At 62.3% G+C, this 15599-nt stretch carries 18 protein-coding genes; 11 read left to right on the plus strand and 7 right to left on the minus strand.

All coding sequences use genetic code 11. From position 1 onward, the window contains the following. Positions 1–47: 47 nt before the first annotated feature. The gene (locus tag GVN17_RS23560) at positions 48–1280 is read right to left on the minus strand and encodes a carbohydrate porin (RefSeq protein WP_166597751.1); all 1233 of its coding nucleotides are present in this window, start codon (positions 1278–1280) and stop codon (positions 48–50) included. 452 nt (positions 1281–1732) lie between these two features. On the opposite strand from GVN17_RS23560, the gene GVN17_RS23565 reads away from it, so the two are divergent. Continuing rightward, positions 1733–2086 carry a hypothetical protein gene (locus GVN17_RS23565; protein WP_166597671.1) on the plus strand — a complete coding sequence of 118 codons (354 nt, stop codon included), beginning with the start codon at positions 1733–1735 and terminating at the stop codon, positions 2084–2086. Between the two features lie 145 nt (positions 2087–2231). Then, the gene (locus GVN17_RS23570; RefSeq protein ID WP_166597672.1) at positions 2232–2444 is read left to right on the plus strand and encodes a hypothetical protein; all 213 of its coding nucleotides are present in this window, start codon (positions 2232–2234) and stop codon (positions 2442–2444) included. A gap of 86 nt (positions 2445–2530) precedes the next feature. Here the strand turns inward: GVN17_RS23570 and GVN17_RS23575 are convergent, their stop codons facing one another. Continuing rightward, the gene (locus GVN17_RS23575; protein ID WP_166597673.1) at positions 2531–2767 is read right to left on the minus strand and encodes a carboxymuconolactone decarboxylase family protein; all 237 of its coding nucleotides are present in this window, start codon (positions 2765–2767) and stop codon (positions 2531–2533) included. Between the two features lie 122 nt (positions 2768–2889). Here GVN17_RS23575 and GVN17_RS23580 point away from each other — a divergent pair, with 122 nt between their 5' ends. The 6 genes from GVN17_RS23580 (at position 2890) to GVN17_RS23605 (ending at position 8943) form a co-directional block, all read left to right on the plus strand. Beyond that, entirely contained in the window at positions 2890–3795 is a 906-nt protein-coding gene (locus tag GVN17_RS23580) for a LysR family transcriptional regulator (RefSeq protein WP_166597674.1), read from the plus strand. 111 nt (positions 3796–3906) lie between these two features. Next, on the plus strand, positions 3907–4806 hold the full coding sequence (locus GVN17_RS23585; protein ID WP_166597675.1) for a LysR family transcriptional regulator: 900 nt from the start codon (positions 3907–3909) through the stop codon (positions 4804–4806). A gap of 314 nt (positions 4807–5120) precedes the next feature. Then, on the plus strand, positions 5121–5273 hold the full coding sequence (locus GVN17_RS23590; protein WP_166597676.1) for a hypothetical protein: 153 nt from the start codon (positions 5121–5123) through the stop codon (positions 5271–5273). A gap of 155 nt (positions 5274–5428) precedes the next feature. Continuing rightward, positions 5429–6739, plus strand: a complete 1311-nt coding sequence (locus GVN17_RS23595) for an MFS transporter (RefSeq protein ID WP_166597677.1) — start codon at positions 5429–5431, stop codon at positions 6737–6739. A gap of 82 nt (positions 6740–6821) precedes the next feature. Next, positions 6822–7826: a M14 family metallopeptidase gene (locus GVN17_RS23600; RefSeq protein WP_166597678.1), complete on the plus strand. Its 1005-nt coding sequence runs from the start codon at positions 6822–6824 to the stop codon at positions 7824–7826. Positions 7827–8262: 436 nt separating this feature from the next. After that, positions 8263–8943, plus strand: a complete 681-nt coding sequence (locus GVN17_RS23605) for a GNAT family N-acetyltransferase (RefSeq protein WP_166597679.1) — start codon at positions 8263–8265, stop codon at positions 8941–8943. 76 nt (positions 8944–9019) lie between these two features. Here GVN17_RS23605 and GVN17_RS23610 read toward each other — a convergent pair whose 3' ends face one another. Genes GVN17_RS23610 through GVN17_RS23620 form a run of 3 tightly spaced genes read right to left on the minus strand, consistent with a single transcriptional unit; the run spans position 9020 to position 11414 of the window. Then, the gene (locus GVN17_RS23610; protein ID WP_166597680.1) at positions 9020–9622 is read right to left on the minus strand and encodes a class I SAM-dependent methyltransferase; all 603 of its coding nucleotides are present in this window, start codon (positions 9620–9622) and stop codon (positions 9020–9022) included. Beyond that, entirely contained in the window at positions 9619–10386 is a 768-nt protein-coding gene (locus GVN17_RS23615) for a PIG-L deacetylase family protein (protein ID WP_166597681.1), read from the minus strand. Before GVN17_RS23615 ends, GVN17_RS23610 begins: the two co-directional genes overlap by 4 nt. Further along, positions 10383–11414: an acyl-CoA dehydrogenase family protein gene (locus tag GVN17_RS23620; RefSeq protein ID WP_166597682.1), complete on the minus strand. Its 1032-nt coding sequence runs from the start codon at positions 11412–11414 to the stop codon at positions 10383–10385. Before GVN17_RS23620 ends, GVN17_RS23615 begins: the two co-directional genes overlap by 4 nt. A 229-nt stretch (positions 11415–11643) precedes the next feature. On the opposite strand from GVN17_RS23620, the gene GVN17_RS23625 reads away from it, so the two are divergent. The 3 genes from GVN17_RS23625 (at position 11644) to GVN17_RS23635 (ending at position 13233) form a co-directional block, all read left to right on the plus strand. Then, the gene (locus tag GVN17_RS23625; protein WP_166597683.1) at positions 11644–12021 is read left to right on the plus strand and encodes a DUF2946 domain-containing protein; all 378 of its coding nucleotides are present in this window, start codon (positions 11644–11646) and stop codon (positions 12019–12021) included. Between the two features lie 112 nt (positions 12022–12133). Beyond that, the gene (locus GVN17_RS23630) at positions 12134–12742 is read left to right on the plus strand and encodes an SCO family protein (RefSeq protein ID WP_166597684.1); all 609 of its coding nucleotides are present in this window, start codon (positions 12134–12136) and stop codon (positions 12740–12742) included. Then, positions 12742–13233, plus strand: a complete 492-nt coding sequence (locus tag GVN17_RS23635; RefSeq protein WP_166597685.1) for a copper chaperone PCu(A)C — start codon at positions 12742–12744, stop codon at positions 13231–13233. The genes GVN17_RS23630 and GVN17_RS23635 overlap by 1 nt, the downstream gene beginning before the upstream one ends. Before the next feature lie 58 nt (positions 13234–13291). On the opposite strand, the gene GVN17_RS23640 is transcribed toward GVN17_RS23635, so the two are convergent. Continuing rightward, positions 13292–14566 carry an Nramp family divalent metal transporter gene (locus GVN17_RS23640; RefSeq protein WP_218576385.1) on the minus strand — a complete coding sequence of 425 codons (1275 nt, stop codon included), beginning with the start codon at positions 14564–14566 and terminating at the stop codon, positions 13292–13294. A gap of 139 nt (positions 14567–14705) precedes the next feature. Then, positions 14706–15371 carry a glycosyltransferase family 2 protein gene (locus GVN17_RS23645; RefSeq protein ID WP_166597687.1) on the minus strand — a complete coding sequence of 222 codons (666 nt, stop codon included), beginning with the start codon at positions 15369–15371 and terminating at the stop codon, positions 14706–14708. Between the last annotated feature and the right edge of the window lie 228 nt (positions 15372–15599).

Consider the following 15599-nt stretch of genomic DNA (forward strand, 5'->3'; position numbering starts at 1 on the left):
GCTCCCACAGGTAGGTCCAGGCCATCGGCCTACCTGTTTCCATTCGCTCACAACGTCGCCTTGACCTGCAACCCCACAATCAACGTGTTCTCGATGTCCTCCCCATAAAACGCCCCCGGCTCAATGATGTATTGCACCGACGGCCGAATCGTCAGCCACGGCGCCACCTGTGCGCCGTAGGTCATCTCCACCAGACCCTCGCCGCTGGCCAGGTCCGGGAAGTCTTCACCTCGGGCCAATGCCGCGTTTTCCTGCACATCACGGCTGCGCGAATTGAACACCGCACGGCCATAACCGACGGCAATCGTGTCGTTGGGGCGTGAAACGAAAGGCTTCTTCAGCGCAAAACCTGCCGAATACCAACGACGAAACGGCGCCGCCGCTGCACTGGCATTGGAGAACTGCCCGAACACATGCACGTTACGGCCAGTCACCGCGTCCGAATTCCACACCGTCTGATCCATCAGGAAATACGAGCCTTCACGGCCTGCGACTGCTTTGCCGGTGCCGATGCGCGGCACGTCCGAGGTGTCGTAGTAATAGCCGACACGGTACTCGCCGGGCAGGTCGCCGAGGACGTTGTAGATGGCTTCGACCGGCAGGATGTTGCCCGTGCTGTCCTTGGGCGTGACATGCCATGCCCGGCTGGAATCGCCGTTGCTCGCGGCATCGACCTTGAACGCCGCGACCTGCACCGCGAAATTCGGGTTAAAGCGGTACTTGGCCACGCCGCCGAGATGCGCGTTGGGGTAGTTGCTCCAGCCACTGCCACCGGACATCGCCAAGGGATGACCGCAAAACCCGGCGTTCATGAAGTTGCACAAGATTCCACTGCTCAGCCCGCCCAGGTCGTTGCCCATGGCCATGTAGCCGAGCTTCACGTTCAGCGCCGGGATGAACAGGGAGTTCTCGTAGCTGAGTTCGGTGAGGCGGGTGTAGAGGCCGCCGTAGTTTTCCTGCACAGGCAACCGGTTGCCGACCAGATCGCCCGAGCCGTCGTTGCCGCGCCGATCGTTGATCGTCAGTTGCACCTTGCCGCCGCTGTCCAGATCCAGCAGCTTGCCAAGGTCGAACTGCGCGCCGAGTTTGACGTTCTGCGAATACCGCGTGCCACGCTGCTTGCCGCCATGGGCGTTGTAGACCGTTTCGCCGCTGTAATCGCCCGTGATTTTCACCCCTTGCGCCGTCAGGCGGCTGCGATTTCCGTCCCAGTCGCCAGTCAGGGTGGAACGGTCGAGCCAGTCATCGGCCCGCGTGGGCGAGGAGACGGCCACCGCCATGACGGAACCAACGACCAGCGCGGTCGACAGCCCACGGCGGGCGCCGGGGTTTGCGGGGTATTGCGAAGGATTGCTCATCAAAAAACCTGAATGCGAAAAACCGGCCTCGCGGATGAGGGCGGCAGAAAGGGCACGCGCGGAGGGGCCGTTCACAAGCGGGCGACATGAAAACATATTCATGTACCAACCGGTTAATTCATTTTGGCGATGGCGACTATCGGCGCAGGTCATGCAAGAGGTCCTGATGATACGGCGCCGTCCTGCACGTCGGCGGCGTCGGATTTCGACACGCTGCGGTCGATAAGCCAGAAGGCTACGAAGAAGGACTCTGCCCAACGCCTCAGGATGTGAGCGTGTTTTGCGTAGACCGACGCTGTGCGTGAGGACTTTTCAGGGGCAGGCACAATGTTCGATACTCCGCGCCATCTGACGTCCTCTCGATAAGAAAGAACATGGAAGTTTTGCACGGGCTCTACGACTATCGCTGGATCATTCTGTTGCTCACGCTCGGCGGATGGGCTGTGCTTGCCGCTCTCAAACAGGCGACCCGGACCGGAATCCGTCTGCTCCACCAGCGCAACGACCCACTCTTGCGGAGTGTCCTGGCGCAACACGGGATAGTAGAAGTGGAAATACTTCGGGACAGCCCCATTCCCGGCGTGACGGGATCGTATGCACGTCCCTTCACGGTGCACCTGATTTTGCGCAGCCCGCCTGACCGCTGGTGGGTGTACATCCATGTTCAGGACTCGGACCCAGTCCTGAGGCCCATCTCCGAGGCGCGCGCCAGTGCGGCGCTTGGTTAGGGCTGTGCCAGACGTTTCAGCGGAGATGAGGTCGTCCTTTCATGGGGCAGTCGTCAAGCTGTCTCTGTACCTCATCGTCTGGCCCAACATGGTCTTTACAGCCATTTTTACGGTTGTCGCCGTCTTCGCTCCGCCCGTCATGATCATGATGATCATCAGTTGGTGGGGACTGGGCGCCCTGCTGGTACTTCATTACAGGTTTGCCGGTCAGTGGGATCGTCCCGGAAAAGCAGTGTGGTGGGGACTGGCGTTGGCGACTGCGTTGGTCGTATTGATCGGTTACGGTGGGGGCGTTGCGGTGTTGGCTCCTTCGATCTACTGGCTGCCTGCGTCCTGCATCCCTGTTGCAGCCCATTAGGCATGGCTCAGTTGGAAAGGATTTCGTCTCTGACTGTCGTCGTGGGGGGGCGAAGGAGAGGGGTCGATGATTTGAGTGTTGGCCCGTCACCCGCGCGACGTGAAGACCTCCTTGAGCACCGGCACAGCTGACATCGCTTTCGGCCAGCCGAAGTAAAACGCCAAGTGGGTCACCCATTCCGCGGCCTGTTCACGGGGCAGGCCGTTGACCATGGCGCGGTTGAGGTGGAAGGTCAGTTTCACCGGCTGCTTCTGGGTGATCAGCGCGGCAACAGTGATCGGGCTGCGGTCCTTGGGTATCAGGTCGGAGCGCGGTCTGGCCACTGTTGCCCAATGTGCGCTGTTGCATGGTGCGACTCCTCAGTGACGATCAACCTACCTTATATTCCTGTACGCTCCTCAACAATCCGCCAACCGTTGCATGACTCGCTGAGGGGAATTCACAAGTGATCCGCGCCGACTTGCCCGAATTGACGGCGTTCATCGCCATCGCCGAACACCAGAGTTTCAGCGGCGCAGCACGGGTGCTCGGGGTCTCGCCCTCGGCGCTGAGCCACTCGATGCGCAACCTGGAGGCGCGGCTGGAGATGCGCCTGTTCAACCGCACCACGCGGTCGGTGGCCCTGACCGAAGCGGGTGAGCAACTGTTGCAAGGGGTGCGGCCACTGCTCGCTGACCTCACCAACGTGGTCAACGAAGTCACCTCGGCGCGGAACACCCCGTCGGGGTCGATTCGCATCAGTGCTTCGGAGTCGTCGATCAAACTGTTGGTGCGTCACGTGGTGCCGGATTTCCTGCGAACCTATCCGCAGATCCACATCGGGTTCGTGGCGGACAGCCGTTTCGTGGACATCGTCGGCGAGGGGTTCGATGCCGGTGTCCGGGTGTTCGAAGACGTGCCCAAGGACATGATCGCCGTGAGGTTTGGCGCCGATGTGCATTTTGGTGCGGTGGCGTCGCCCGAATATTTGCAGCACCACCCCGCGCCCGATGTGCCCCATGACCTCAAGCAACACCGCTGCGTCCGTTTCAAGTTTGCCAGCGGGGCGCTGTTTCGCTGGGATTTCGAATACCTGGGGCAGAGCGCGAGCATCGACGTCGATGGCCCGCTGACCATGGACAACGTCAACGTGATGATTGAGGCGGCGCTGGCGGGCATCGCGATTGCCTGGTTGCCGCTGGGTCAAATTGAAGAGCATCTGCAAGCGGGCAGGCTGGTGCATCTTCTGCCCGAGTGGGGTCCGGTCTATCCCGGCACCTGCTTGTACTACCCGGCGAACCGGCACCCGCCCATGGCCTTGCGGTTGTTCGCCGACGCCGTGCGGGCTTGGGCATCGACGCGGCTAACGTAAGGCGCAGCGTCGGGCGGATTGCCCACCCGTGTCTTACGCGGCCCCCCATGACAACGGCGGGCGCTTGTGCGCAAATGCTTCATCTGCCGACAACGCTGAACAGGACACTCGATGCAACTGGAATGGCTGGAAGATTTCATTGAGCTGGCGCGCACCCGCAGCTTGTCGCGGGCGGCCGAAATTCGTTGCGTGACCCACCCAGCGTTCGGGCGGCGGATTCGTGCACTGGAGGACTGGGTCGGTGTGCCCTTGGTGGAGCGCAAACAGCCACTGTCGCTGACCCCCGCCGGCTTGCTGTTTCTCGACGCCGCGACGCAATCGATGGAGCTGCTGCTGGCCGCCCGCGCGCAGTTTCAGAACCTCGGCATGAACCGCGACGAGCCGCTGCGCATCGCCACGGGCCGCACCTTGGCCAGCGTGTTTTTCCCGGACTGGTATCAGTCGCTGCATGCGCAGTTCGGCGCATTTCCCGTGTCGCTGGTGACGGGCGGAGCGCAGGAAGCGATCACCAAGTTGAGCGCCGGGGAGGTGGACTTGCAGCTGATTTTCTCAAGCCCGCTGACGCGCATTCTGATCGACAGCGAGCGCTTCGATTCACGGGTGCTGGCCCGGGAAGAATTGCTCCCGGTCAGCGCGCCGGATGCTCAGGGGCAAGCGCTGTTTCTGATCGACGTCAGCAGTGATGTGTCGAGCATTCCGTGGCTGGGGTTTTCCCCCACATTGTCGCTGCGCGGAGTGTTGGCCCAGCATCTGGCGCGGCTGCCCCACCGGTTGGCGTTGCGCATGATCTATCAGGCGGATTCCTACGAGGCCATTCTGGAAATGGCCAAGCGCGGCAGTGGCCTGGCCTGGTTGCCGCGCATGGTGGTCAAAGAGGCGCTGGCAGCGGGGGAGTTGGTGATCGCGGGCGGGCCGGAAATGCAGATCGGTTTCGACATCTCGCTGCACCGCTTGCGCGCCAATCGCAGCGAACGGGTGATGCGCATCTGGGAGGGGTTGGCCCCGGATTGATTGCCTGGCCTTCAGGTCACTGCGAATGTGCGACCTGACGCGGACCACAACCTGTGGGAGCGAATTCATTCGCGAAAGCGGTAGTTCAGACGAAGAAGATGCGTCGCCTGTCCCGACGATTCGCGAATGAATTCGCTCCCACAGAGGTTCATCTGCGCTGCGGAGCCTGAGCCAGACACAGACTCAACTGTGGGAGCGAATTCATTCGCGAAGCGGTAGTTCAGACGAAGAAGATGCGTCGCCTGTCCCGACGATTCGCGAATGAATTCGCTCCCACAGAGGTTCATCTGTGTTGCGGAGTCTGAGCCAGACACGTGCCGCTACAGACCCAGTTCTACCGCACCGTTTATGGGCAGTCGGCAAATAATCAACGCATCGTCCCGCCGTCAAACGCCCATCCCTACGCCCCTGTGCCGAATAAGCTCAACCCTGTGCCCAAACAGCAATTGTCCAACCCGCCGACCTGATCCACCTTTACACCGGGCCGGGCAGTCATGGAGGCGAAGACCTTCAGTCACTGTCCGGTTGTTTTCACCCAATAAAAAAGACTGCCGTCGAGTTCGCCCGCCATGGCTCGCGAACGTGATTGCCCACTGTGAAACAGACCCGGAAGCCATTCTTCATGACCCCTCATTCATCAACCGTGAGCGCCGCCCCGGCCACTGCCCGACGAGGCCCGTGGAAAGAGATCGTCGCCGCCAGCTTCGGCAATGCGCTGGAGTTCTACGACTTGCTGATCTACGGCTATTTCGCCGTGGTCATCGGCAAGCTGTTCTTCCCCTCGGACAACGAAACCACCTCATTGCTATTGGCCGTCGGCTCCTTCGGGATTTCGTTCCTGATGCGTCCACTCGGCGCCATCGTGTTGGGCTCCTATGCCGACCGGGCAGGGCGCAAGGCCTCGCTGACCCTGTCGATTCTGATCATGCTGATCGGCACGGCCTTGATCACCTTCACCCCCTCGTACCAACAGATCGGCCTCGCCGCGCCCCTGCTGATCATTGTCGCCCGCATGCTCCAGGGCTTCTCTACCGGTGGCGAATTTGGCGCGGCGACGGCGTTCATGGTCGAGCACGCCGACGCCAGCCGTCGTGGCTTTTTCGCCAGTTGGCAACTGTCCACCCAAGGGCTGGCGACCGTGCTGGCTGCGGGCGTCAGCGCCTTGCTGAGCTATGTGCTGACCGACGCACAGCTGAGCGATTGGGGCTGGCGCGTGGCGTTCGGTGTCGGGTTGCTCATCGGGCCGGTGGGTTTCTACATCCGCAGCCAGATCGAAGAGACACCGGATTTCCAGAAAGTCGCCGCCAAGGTGGAAGAGAAAACCCCGCTTCGGGATGTGCTGATCAAGGGCCGCGTCAGCCTGTTGTTGGCCATCGGCGTGGTCGCGGGCGCCACCGCGTTCAACTACGTGCACAAACTGTACATGCCGACCTACGCCCTGAAACAATTGAACATCGCGGCCACGTCGTCGTACCTGGGTGCGTTGGTCACCGGCATCACGCTGATGATCATGGCGCCGGTGTTTGGCAGCCTGTCCGACCGTTACGGCCGCTTCCGGGTGCTGACCCTCGCGTTGCTGATCACCGGCCTGTCGTCCTATCCGATGTTCGTCTGGCTCAATCACTTCCCCAGCGTTTCGACGTTGCTGATGGTGCAGGCGGTGGTGGGCATTTTGATCGCCGCGTGCCTGGGGCCGATTCCCGCGATGCTCGCCGACATCTTCCCGACCCGCACCCGGGGCACGGGCCTGGCGCTGAGCTACAACTTTTCGGTGACGCTGTTCGGTGGCTTTGCGCCGCTGATCGTGACCTGGATGATCGACGCCACCGGCAGCAAGCTGGCCCCGAGTTTCTACGTGGTCGCCACCTCGTTGGTCAGCGTCATCGCCGTGATTCTGCTGGGGCGGCGCATGCGAAACAGCACGCCTGCCTGATCCATCCTTTTCAACGAAGCACCTGTTGCCGCGCCTCGAATGAGCCCCGGCCTGCGTATGCCATTGTCTGCTGGAGACTGAAATGAAAACCCTTGAGCAAGTCCGCGCCGCCTTGAAACCGTACCCCGTCGAAGTCGAATTTCCGGACATCCGCCGTTGGCAGACCGGCACGGACGGCGTGGAGTACGTGCACAGTTTCGACAGCGGCGTGCCCGGCCCCCACGTGATGATCATGGCCCTGACCCATGGCAACGAAGTCAGTGGGGCGATCACCGTGGACGCGTTTCTGAAGCGTGAACTGCGCCCGGTGCGTGGGCGCCTGACATTGGCGTTCGGCAATGTCGAGGCGTACCACCGCTTCGATCCGCAGAACATCGACGCGACCCGTTATCTGGACGAGGACATGAACCGGGTCTGGCTGACGGACAAGCTGGACGGTGATCTGGACTCGGTTGAACTGCGCCGGGCGCGGCAGTTGCGCCCGGTGGTGGAGACAGTCGATCTGTTGCTCGACATTCATTCGATGCACGAAGAAGCGCCGCCGGTGATGATGTGCGGCGCGCAATCCAAGGGTCTGGATTTCGCGGCGACCTTGGGCGTGCCGCAAACCGTGGTGGTGGATGCAGGGCACGCCAATGGCCGTCGCCTGCGTGATTTTGGCGGGTTTGACGACCCGGCCAGCGCGAAGAACGCGTTGTTGATCGAGACCGGGCAGCATTTTTCCCGACGCAGCCGGGAGGTGGCGCTGGACACCGCAGCGCGTTTTCTGGTGACGACGGGGGCGGTGAAGGAGGAGGACGTCGCGGAGTTCATTCGCCCGGCTGCCTCACAGCCGCAACGCTTTCTGGAGGTCACCAGCCCGGTGGTCGCCCGCAGCATGGCCTTCTCGTTTGCCGAGGATTTTCATGGGCTGGAAGTCATCGAAAAGGCCGGGACCGTGATCGCCCACGACGGCGACACCCCCATCGTCACTCCCCACGACCACTGCGTGCTGGTGCAGCCGTCGCTGCGCCACCTCGGGGTGGGTGTGACCGTGGTGCGGTTGGCCAGGATCCTGGACGTCAACCCGCGCCAATTGTCGTTCTGAGTCCCATCGCGGACCGGATCTTCAAACCTGTGGAAGCGTCACACCGCGGCACTTGCGGTCTGGCGCCGACTCAACCTGTGGGAGCGAATTCATTCGCGAAAGCGGCATTTCAGGCGATAGAGATGTGTCGCCTGTCCCGGAAATTCGCGAATAAATTCGCTCCCACAGGAGTTCTGCGTCGCCGCGACATTTACGGTCTGGCACCGACTCAATCCACAGAAACCCTGCGTCGCCGCGGCACTTGCGGTCTGACGGCGACTCAGGTTGTTTGGCGTTCGCCAGTCGATCAAGGCTGAATGCCTTGAAGGGGTTCGCTCAGACGCTGACGAAACCTGAAAAGGCGCCAGGCGAGGTCTGAGGCCAGAACGGGTATGATGCGCGGGTTCGGCGTTTGAACGCCATCGCCGCGCAGCCTTCACCCTGACCCAGGATTGCCATGTTCACCCTGACACGCCTCGAAAATACGCCACCCGAATCCATCGACAGCCAGATCATGCAGATGGTGGTCGATTACGTCACTGACATCAGCATGGTCGGCATCGCGCCGAGCAACCCGTTGTATCCGCTGTATCAATTCGGGGTGGGCCATGAGGTGCATCAATATTTGCAGGCCATGGACGGTTCCCGTGGCTTTCCCGTCGAACTGATCGTGGCGCTGGACGACGAAGATCCGTCAGTCGTGTCGGGATTCCTGCTGTACCTCCCGGTGCAGGGCGATGCCGACGCCTGTTCGGTGGCGTACATGGCGGTGAAGGCCGACCAGCGCCGTCTCGGCATTGCCCGTGGCATGGTGCAGAAAATGCTGGCGCGCTACCCGCACGCCGAACTCGCGTGTTTCGTCGGGAGGGTGCCGTATTTCGAAGCGATGGGGTTTCAGGTGCTGGGCGCACGCGGCCCGCAAGTGCTGATGAACACCCGCGATCACCAGACCGAAGGCCTGCTGGGCGTGATCGACACAATGCCGATCTACCAATCTGTCGAGGTGCGGCAGATCCATGCCTATTTGCTGAAGCAACACGGAAAACGGGCGATGACCGACGCCGAGAAACAGCGCGACCTGCAGTTGGACCAAATGACGCGGCAGGCGCGGGTGTTTGTACAGGAGCGACTGGCCTGATACGCGGATGCTTGCGTTGCAGCCTGGCTTGCCAGCGTGGCGATCTCTAAGACCCCATCGCCAGCAAGCCGTGAGGCTACGGCCGCACCTGCTCATCCAGATCAATCCCACCCGGCTGCCGGCTCCACATCTCCAGCAAAAAATCCTGCTCTTCATGCTGCAATGTGCGTGGCATCTTCAGGTGCTGATCAAGCAGACCATGGGCCTCGCGACCCTCCATCGGGCAACCGTCGATGGGGTGCAGCCAATGACAGGCCAGCACGGCGCCGTCCGGCGTCAGATGGGCAACGATCTTTTCGATGACTTGCACAAACAACGCAGGCGCCAGGTAATACGCCCACTCGCTGACGACGATCAGATCGAACGTTCCCTCGGGCCAATCCTCCGGCAGGCACCCTTCGATCACCGTCGAGCGAGCGAAGGGCCTCAAGCGTTTACGCGCCAATTCCACCGCCCGGGCGCTCATGTCCATGCATACCAGCTCATCGCATCGCTGGGCCAGACGCAGGCTCAGCTCGCCATTGGCGCAGCCCGGCTCAAAAATCCGCTCATAGCGTTGACGGGGCAGGGCGGCGAGGGTCAGGTCGCGTTTGCGCTGTTCGTACCAGCGGGTGCGAAAGGCCCACGGGTCATCGCTGTCGGCAAACAGTTCATCGAAGTAATCAGCAGGCAGGCTCACAGAAACACCAGTTCGAAGGGCTGGAGCAAACGGTCCAGGGTCACGGCGTCCAGCACGGGCAGGGCGCCGGTGCTGGTGTCAGTTTGCAGCTGGCTGGCGTGAGAGGTGATGGCGCGGCGTTTGCGCGCCAACTGTTCGTCGCCGAGCATCAGCTTGCGCGCTTGTTCCCACGGAATGCGCGGGTCGTTGGGTTCGGCCCAGTGCCAGGCCCAGATCGGTACTTCCACCAGCGTTGCGCCGGTGCTGGCGGCGGCTTGGGCAGCGCAATGGCCGACGGCTTCGTGATCGCAGTGGCCGTCGTGGCGCCAGGTGCTGAGCAACACGTCGCTGGGGCGCAAGTCCTCGCTCAGCAGCGCGATCAACGCTTCGGAGCCTTCGGCCACGCCGCCATCGACGAGGCTCAGGCGATGCCAACTCAGGCGAGACACATCAAGGCCCAGCGCGGCGACCGCGTACTCGCTTTCGAGACGACGCTGCGCGCGAAGCCGCGCCTGCGGCCACTGTGACGAGCCGGGATGACTGCCTTCGCCATCGGTGACCGAAATCAGCTGAATCTCCTGTTCCCGACCGGCCATCGCCATCGCCGCCAGCAATCCGCCGCAGGCCAGCACTTCATCGTCCGGGTGAGGGGCCAGCACCACCAGCCGTGAACCCGGCGGCACCAGCGCTTCGAGACTGATGACCTGGGCGCCGCGCAAGGCGGTGCTGTCTTGCCATTGGCTCAAGGGCGTGCCCGCGACGCCAAAAGGTTGCGCCTGACTCATAACGACCAATCCTCCGTTTCCCGTGCGGCAAGCAGTTCGCCCAGTTGCGCCAGATCACGCTCGGCATGGCTTTGACGAATGAACACCGGCAGGTCCACGGCCAGACGGGCGAACTGCGGATCGCGACAGAACGGCGTCGCCCCCAGTGCGCGGCCCACATGCCGACAGACGTGCTCGACCGCCATTTCGACCTGTGCCCGCACCCGTTGCACCGACAGACGCGCGTCAGCTTCAGGGTGGGCGTCGATCCACGCCGCGCAAGCGTGCAACGCTGCCGATGCCCCATGCAGCGCAGCGTCTACCGAGCCAAGGTGCGCATCTGCATGGGGATCGGGCCGACCCTGTTGTCGCTGTCGATGAAGCGTTCGTGCGAGGGAAGCCGCTGCTCCGTACCACGCAGCCGCGATGCCAGCGCCGCCTTGCCAGAAGCCGGGGCGCGACAGGTAGGCGCCCGATTCACCGACGCAATGCCCGACAGCGCTGTCGAAATGCACATCCACGCTGGCGGTGGTGGCCATGCCAACGGCCTGCCAGGCTTGTGCGTCGATGGTGATGCCAGGCTGATCGAGTCGAACGGCCACCAGTTGCGGCTGGTCATCGGCGGTCCAGGCGGTGATCAGCGCGTAGTCAATCTGCTGCGCGCCGGAACACCAGGCTTTGCGGCCATTCAGGCGAACCTCATCGCCATTCCGTGCACTGACCCCGACTCGCGCCGAGGGCGGCTCAGCGGCCCACACGCCCCAGATGCCCGGCTCGGTAAACGGTGCGCACGCCAGTTCCTGCAAGATGGCCAAGGCATCGGTGTGACCTTCGTACAGCTTGAGCAGTGCCAGATCGATGCCGCCGACCGCCGCTAATTGCTGCCAGCGCAGCAGGGTTTGCCCGCTTCCCGGCACCGGCAAGCGATCCAGCCCGCGCTCGATGCACAGCGTCATGGCCTCGCGCAGGTGGTCATCGATCATCGGCACGTTGGGACGGCGGGCGAAATCCGCCAGCACCGCGTCAATGCCTTGTGCGTCATGGCCCATGGGTTGCGTGCTCCCGTTGTTATTCTGGCCGGCACGTTCTGCGCAGGCTGCGTATGGGATTCGGCACTCCGGGCGGCTGGGGGTTCAAACAATTTGCGGGCCCTGGCGGGTCGGTCGCCGTGCGCGCGGCGGTGTGCTGCGAGTTCTTCAGGGCCTGCGCGGTTTTGTCGCACCCGACAGTCCGGCGCCGAAACGTGTGTGCGGGGGCAACGATGTAGAATGGCGCCCCATGAAATTCGTCCGAACCCATCAATCGCTCATTGCCTGGATGCTGTATGGCTTCATCCTGTTCAGTGGGCTTGTGTGCAGCCTGAGCCACGGCCAGATGCTGCGGGCGTTCAATCAGACGAATCCCGGCGTGGACTGCAGCGAGCAGCACGGTCTGTCCGGGCACATGGACATGGCGCAGATGGGCGAGCATGCCCAACTCATGAAGCTGTCCATGGCCGACTGTGCCTTTGCGGGGACGCTGGCGCTGTCGCTGGTATTTTTCATTGGCCTCGGCTGGATGGCGCGAAGCCGGCGCAAGCTCATTCCCCGTTCTGATTACCTGCTGCGCAAACCACCCCGACATTGCCTCCCCGGATTGTCGCCTCAGGCACCCTGAACCGGCGTGCCATACTCGCGTACCGATGGGTGTCGCCCGTTATGCCAACAGGCATTCGCAGAGGGCGATCAAAGGCTGGCGCCAACGCTGGCCGCTTCAGAGAGTTTGTCAGATGAATGATTTATTGACCCGCCGTCAGGTGATGACCGGCATGGGCATTCTGGGCCTGGGCCTGCTCGCGGGCTGTGACGGTTCGACCACCGCCCTGGATTTCAAGTACGGCAAGGACCTGAGCAACAAGATCATGGGCCGTACCTTCAAGCTCACCGACACCCAGGGCGAAACCAAGACCCTGTCCAGCTTTCGCGGGCTGATGCCGGTGGTGTTCTTCGGCTTTACCCAGTGCCCGTCGGTCTGTCCAACGGCCCTGGCCCGAGCGGCTCAGGCCAAGAAGATGATGGGCGAGGAAGGCAAGATCATGCAGGTGATCTTCATCAGCATCGACCCTGAACGGGACACGCCGGAAATCCTCGACGCTTACGTCAAGCAGTTCGACCCGAGCTTCGTCGCCTTGCGTGGCACGCTGGAGCAAACGCAGCAGGTCGCCAAGGAATTCGGCGTGTTCTATGAAAAAGTGCCGATCGGCGACACGTACACCATGTCCCATTCCGCCACCAGTTATGTGTTCGACACCCGAGGCAATTTGCGCCTGGGCCTCGGTCCTTCGCTGACCGCCAAGCAATGTGCCGAAGACTTGCTCACTGTCATGGAGGTCTGCTGATGACCGCTCTGTTTCGTATTCCGGCCCTGCGCCGCGTGCTCGCTGTCTCTTTGCTGGCGGGCATTAGCCTGTCGGCGGTGGCAGAAACCAAGGTAGAAGACGCGTGGGTCCGCACCAGCGTGCCGGGCCAGCCGTCCTCCGGCGCGTTCATGCGCATCACCGCAGACAGCGACAGCAAGCTGTTAAGCGTCGCGTCACCGGCGGCGACTCACGTGCAAGTCCACGAGATGAGCATGACCAACGACGTCATGCGCATGGGGCCCGTGGACTCGGTGCCGCTGCCAGCGGGCAAGACCGTGGCGCTGGAGCCGAACGGCTACCACGTCATGCTCATGGGGCTGGTGGGGCAGATCAAGGAAGGGGACCACGTGCCGCTGACGCTCACCATCGAAAACGCCAAGGGTGAGCGCGAGACTGTACAGGTCGATGCCCCGGCGAAATCGATGGCCGAGAGCATGGACATGGGCCACGACCACGGCGACAGCCATTGACCTGAGGAAGCGCGCCGGCCGCAATGGCCGGCGTTCCTTGTACCTCGCGTGTCAAATGTCAGTCCCCAAACATCCCCACCAGCAACACCCCGTTCAGACCGATGATCAGCAGCGCAATCACCCACGCTACCGATGTCAGCAGCGGCCCGGCCACCAGATTGCCCATCAGCTTGCGGTTGGAGACGAAACGCACCAGCGGCACGATGGCGAACGGCAGTTGCATCGACAGGATCACCTGGCTCAAGACCAGCAGCTTCGCCGTGCCTTCCGAGCCGTAGATGCTGGTCACGACGATCACCGGAATGATCGCCAGCCCCCGGGTCAACAAGCGTCGCACCCAGCCCGGTAACTTCAGCTTCAGAAAGCCTTCCATGACGATCTGCCCGGCAAGGGTCGCGGTCACCGTGGAGTTGATCCCCGACGCCAGCAGCGCGATGGCGAACAGCGCTGACGCGATGCCGACACCGAGCATGGGCGACAGCAGATGGTAAGCCTGCTCGATTTCCACGACGTCGGTCTTGCCCGCCTTGTGAAACACCGTGGCCGCCGTGATCAGGATCGCAGCGTTGACGAACAGCGCCAGGGTCAGGGCGATGGTGCTGTCTGTGACCGACCAGCGCAGGCCGATGCGACGGCCTTCATCGGTGCGCGGGTAGGCGCGGGTCTGCACGATGGAGGAGTGCAGGTAGAGGTTATGGGGCATCACCGTGGCGCCGATGATTCCGATGGCCAGGTACAGCGCGGCGGGGTTGGTGACGATTTCCGCCTTGGGAATGAACCCGGCGAACAACTCGGTCATGTCAGGGCGGGCCAGCACCATCTGTATCGCAAAGCAGCCGAAGATGATTAAAAGCAGGGCAATGACGAACGCTTCCAGCGCCCGGAAGCCTTTGCCCATCAACAGGAAGATCAGAAACACGTCAATGGCCGAAATCACCGCGCCCCACACCAGCGGAATGCCGAACAGCAAATTCAAGGCGATGGCGGTGCCGATGACTTCGGCCAGGTCGCAGGCGATGATCGCAATTTCACAGGCCAGCCATAGGGCGATGCACACCGGACGGCTGTAGCGTTCGCGGCAGGCACGGGCCAGATCCCAACCGGTGGCGATGCCCAGCCGAGCCGACAGCGCTTGCAGGACGATGGCCATGAGGTTGGACAAGAGAATGACGGAGAGCAGCAGATAACCGAACTGCGAGCCACCGGCCAGGTCCGTTGCCCAGTTGCCGGGGTCCATATAGCCCACCGCGACCATGTAGCCCGGCCCGGTAAACGCCAGCAGCCGTTTGAACCAGTTACCTGATTTTGGCAGGGCGACACTGGCACTGGGCATGCCGCCACCCAGTGTGTCGTCACCGGGGTTGGCCCGGTTTTTCAAGGGTTGCATCAATTACGGTCCCGCCGAGGTCTGGGTTCTGCGCATGCGAGGGTAGGCGCCGAACGGAGCATTCTGGCGGCATGCGTTATGAGGGTTAGCCTAATAACGTTTGAGTCGCCAGTGAATTCAGGTAATCGCCGAAGCCTTCCTTGCATCGACAGTGCTTACGGGCGCTAGTAGTCACGCTGTTGCGCGCTGTCCAGACGATGCGAGCGCCGATGCGTTCGAGGTCCGCGACCAAATGCACGTCTTCATGGGCGGCCAGCGCCTTGAATCCTCCGGCTCGGAGGTAGGCTTCGGAAGACACGCCCAGATTCGCGCCGTGAATGTGGCGGTGATCATCCACCGGGCGATAAAGCGCGTCGTATCGCTCACGCACCTGCGGTGTGTGTTCGGACCAATCGTCCACCTGCACGATGCCGCAGACTGCGTCAGCGCCGAACGCGATTTGCTCCGCCAGCCACGCGTACGGCACAACAGTGTCGGCGTCTGTGAACGCGAGCCAGCGCGCGCCTCGGTCTAGCATGCGCCGGGCGCCTGCTGCGCGGGTCATGCCAACGTTGCGGTGGTTGCACGGATGGGTGTGTACGCCATGGGCGCGTGCAATCTGCGCCGAACTGTCGGAACAGTCGTCGAGGACGATCAGAATCTCGACCGCCTCGCCGCTCAGGTCTTCATGACTGGCAGCGGCGATCAGCGATTTGATGCAGTCATCCAGATACAGCTCTTCGTTGTGTGCGGGGACAATGATTCCAATCATGGGCGATTCTCGTCAGGGCACCCGCGGTGATCGCGTTGGCCTTTCGATGTCGACGTGATTGTTTGGACAAGAGTTGCAAGTATTTTCGTTTTCGAAGACAGGCTGTCGTAAACGAGAGGTTTTGGCCGTATAAACGAAGAAAGATTGAATTAGTTGGCCAACAGCAGTTCCTACCCCGTGAGTGCGAGACTCCCCTGGCGGACTGTACGTCGCTGTCTTCCGCTGGGG

The organism is Pseudomonas sp. SLFW, from assembly GCF_009905615.1.
In the GTDB taxonomy this organism is placed as follows: Bacteria; Pseudomonadota; Gammaproteobacteria; order Pseudomonadales; family Pseudomonadaceae; genus Aquipseudomonas; species Aquipseudomonas bambusae.

What these genes read in the sequence shown, in the direction of transcription:
- GVN17_RS23560 (WP_166597751.1), bottom strand. Translation starts at nt 1,280, where the DNA reads ATGGCGGTGGCCGTCTCCTCGCCCACGCGGGCCGATGACTGGCTCGAC.
- GVN17_RS23565 (WP_166597671.1), top strand. Translation starts at nt 1,733, where the DNA reads ATGGAAGTTTTGCACGGGCTCTACGACTATCGCTGGATCATTCTGTTG.
- GVN17_RS23570 (WP_166597672.1), top strand. Translation starts at nt 2,232, where the DNA reads ATGATGATCATCAGTTGGTGGGGACTGGGCGCCCTGCTGGTACTTCAT.
- GVN17_RS23585 (WP_166597675.1), top strand. Translation starts at nt 3,907, where the DNA reads ATGCAACTGGAATGGCTGGAAGATTTCATTGAGCTGGCGCGCACCCGC.
- GVN17_RS23595 (WP_166597677.1), top strand. Translation starts at nt 5,429, where the DNA reads ATGACCCCTCATTCATCAACCGTGAGCGCCGCCCCGGCCACTGCCCGA.
- GVN17_RS23600 (WP_166597678.1), top strand. Translation starts at nt 6,822, where the DNA reads ATGAAAACCCTTGAGCAAGTCCGCGCCGCCTTGAAACCGTACCCCGTC.
- GVN17_RS23605 (WP_166597679.1), top strand. Translation starts at nt 8,263, where the DNA reads ATGTTCACCCTGACACGCCTCGAAAATACGCCACCCGAATCCATCGAC.
- GVN17_RS23615 (WP_166597681.1), bottom strand. Translation starts at nt 10,386, where the DNA reads ATGAGTCAGGCGCAACCTTTTGGCGTCGCGGGCACGCCCTTGAGCCAA.
- GVN17_RS23620 (WP_166597682.1), bottom strand. Translation starts at nt 11,414, where the DNA reads ATGGGCCATGACGCACAAGGCATTGACGCGGTGCTGGCGGATTTCGCC.
- GVN17_RS23625 (WP_166597683.1), top strand. Translation starts at nt 11,644, where the DNA reads ATGAAATTCGTCCGAACCCATCAATCGCTCATTGCCTGGATGCTGTAT.
- GVN17_RS23630 (WP_166597684.1), top strand. Translation starts at nt 12,134, where the DNA reads ATGAATGATTTATTGACCCGCCGTCAGGTGATGACCGGCATGGGCATT.
- GVN17_RS23635 (WP_166597685.1), top strand. Translation starts at nt 12,742, where the DNA reads ATGACCGCTCTGTTTCGTATTCCGGCCCTGCGCCGCGTGCTCGCTGTC.
- GVN17_RS23640 (WP_218576385.1), bottom strand. Translation starts at nt 14,566, where the DNA reads ATGCCCAGTGCCAGTGTCGCCCTGCCAAAATCAGGTAACTGGTTCAAA.
- GVN17_RS23645 (WP_166597687.1), bottom strand. Translation starts at nt 15,371, where the DNA reads ATGATTGGAATCATTGTCCCCGCACACAACGAAGAGCTGTATCTGGAT.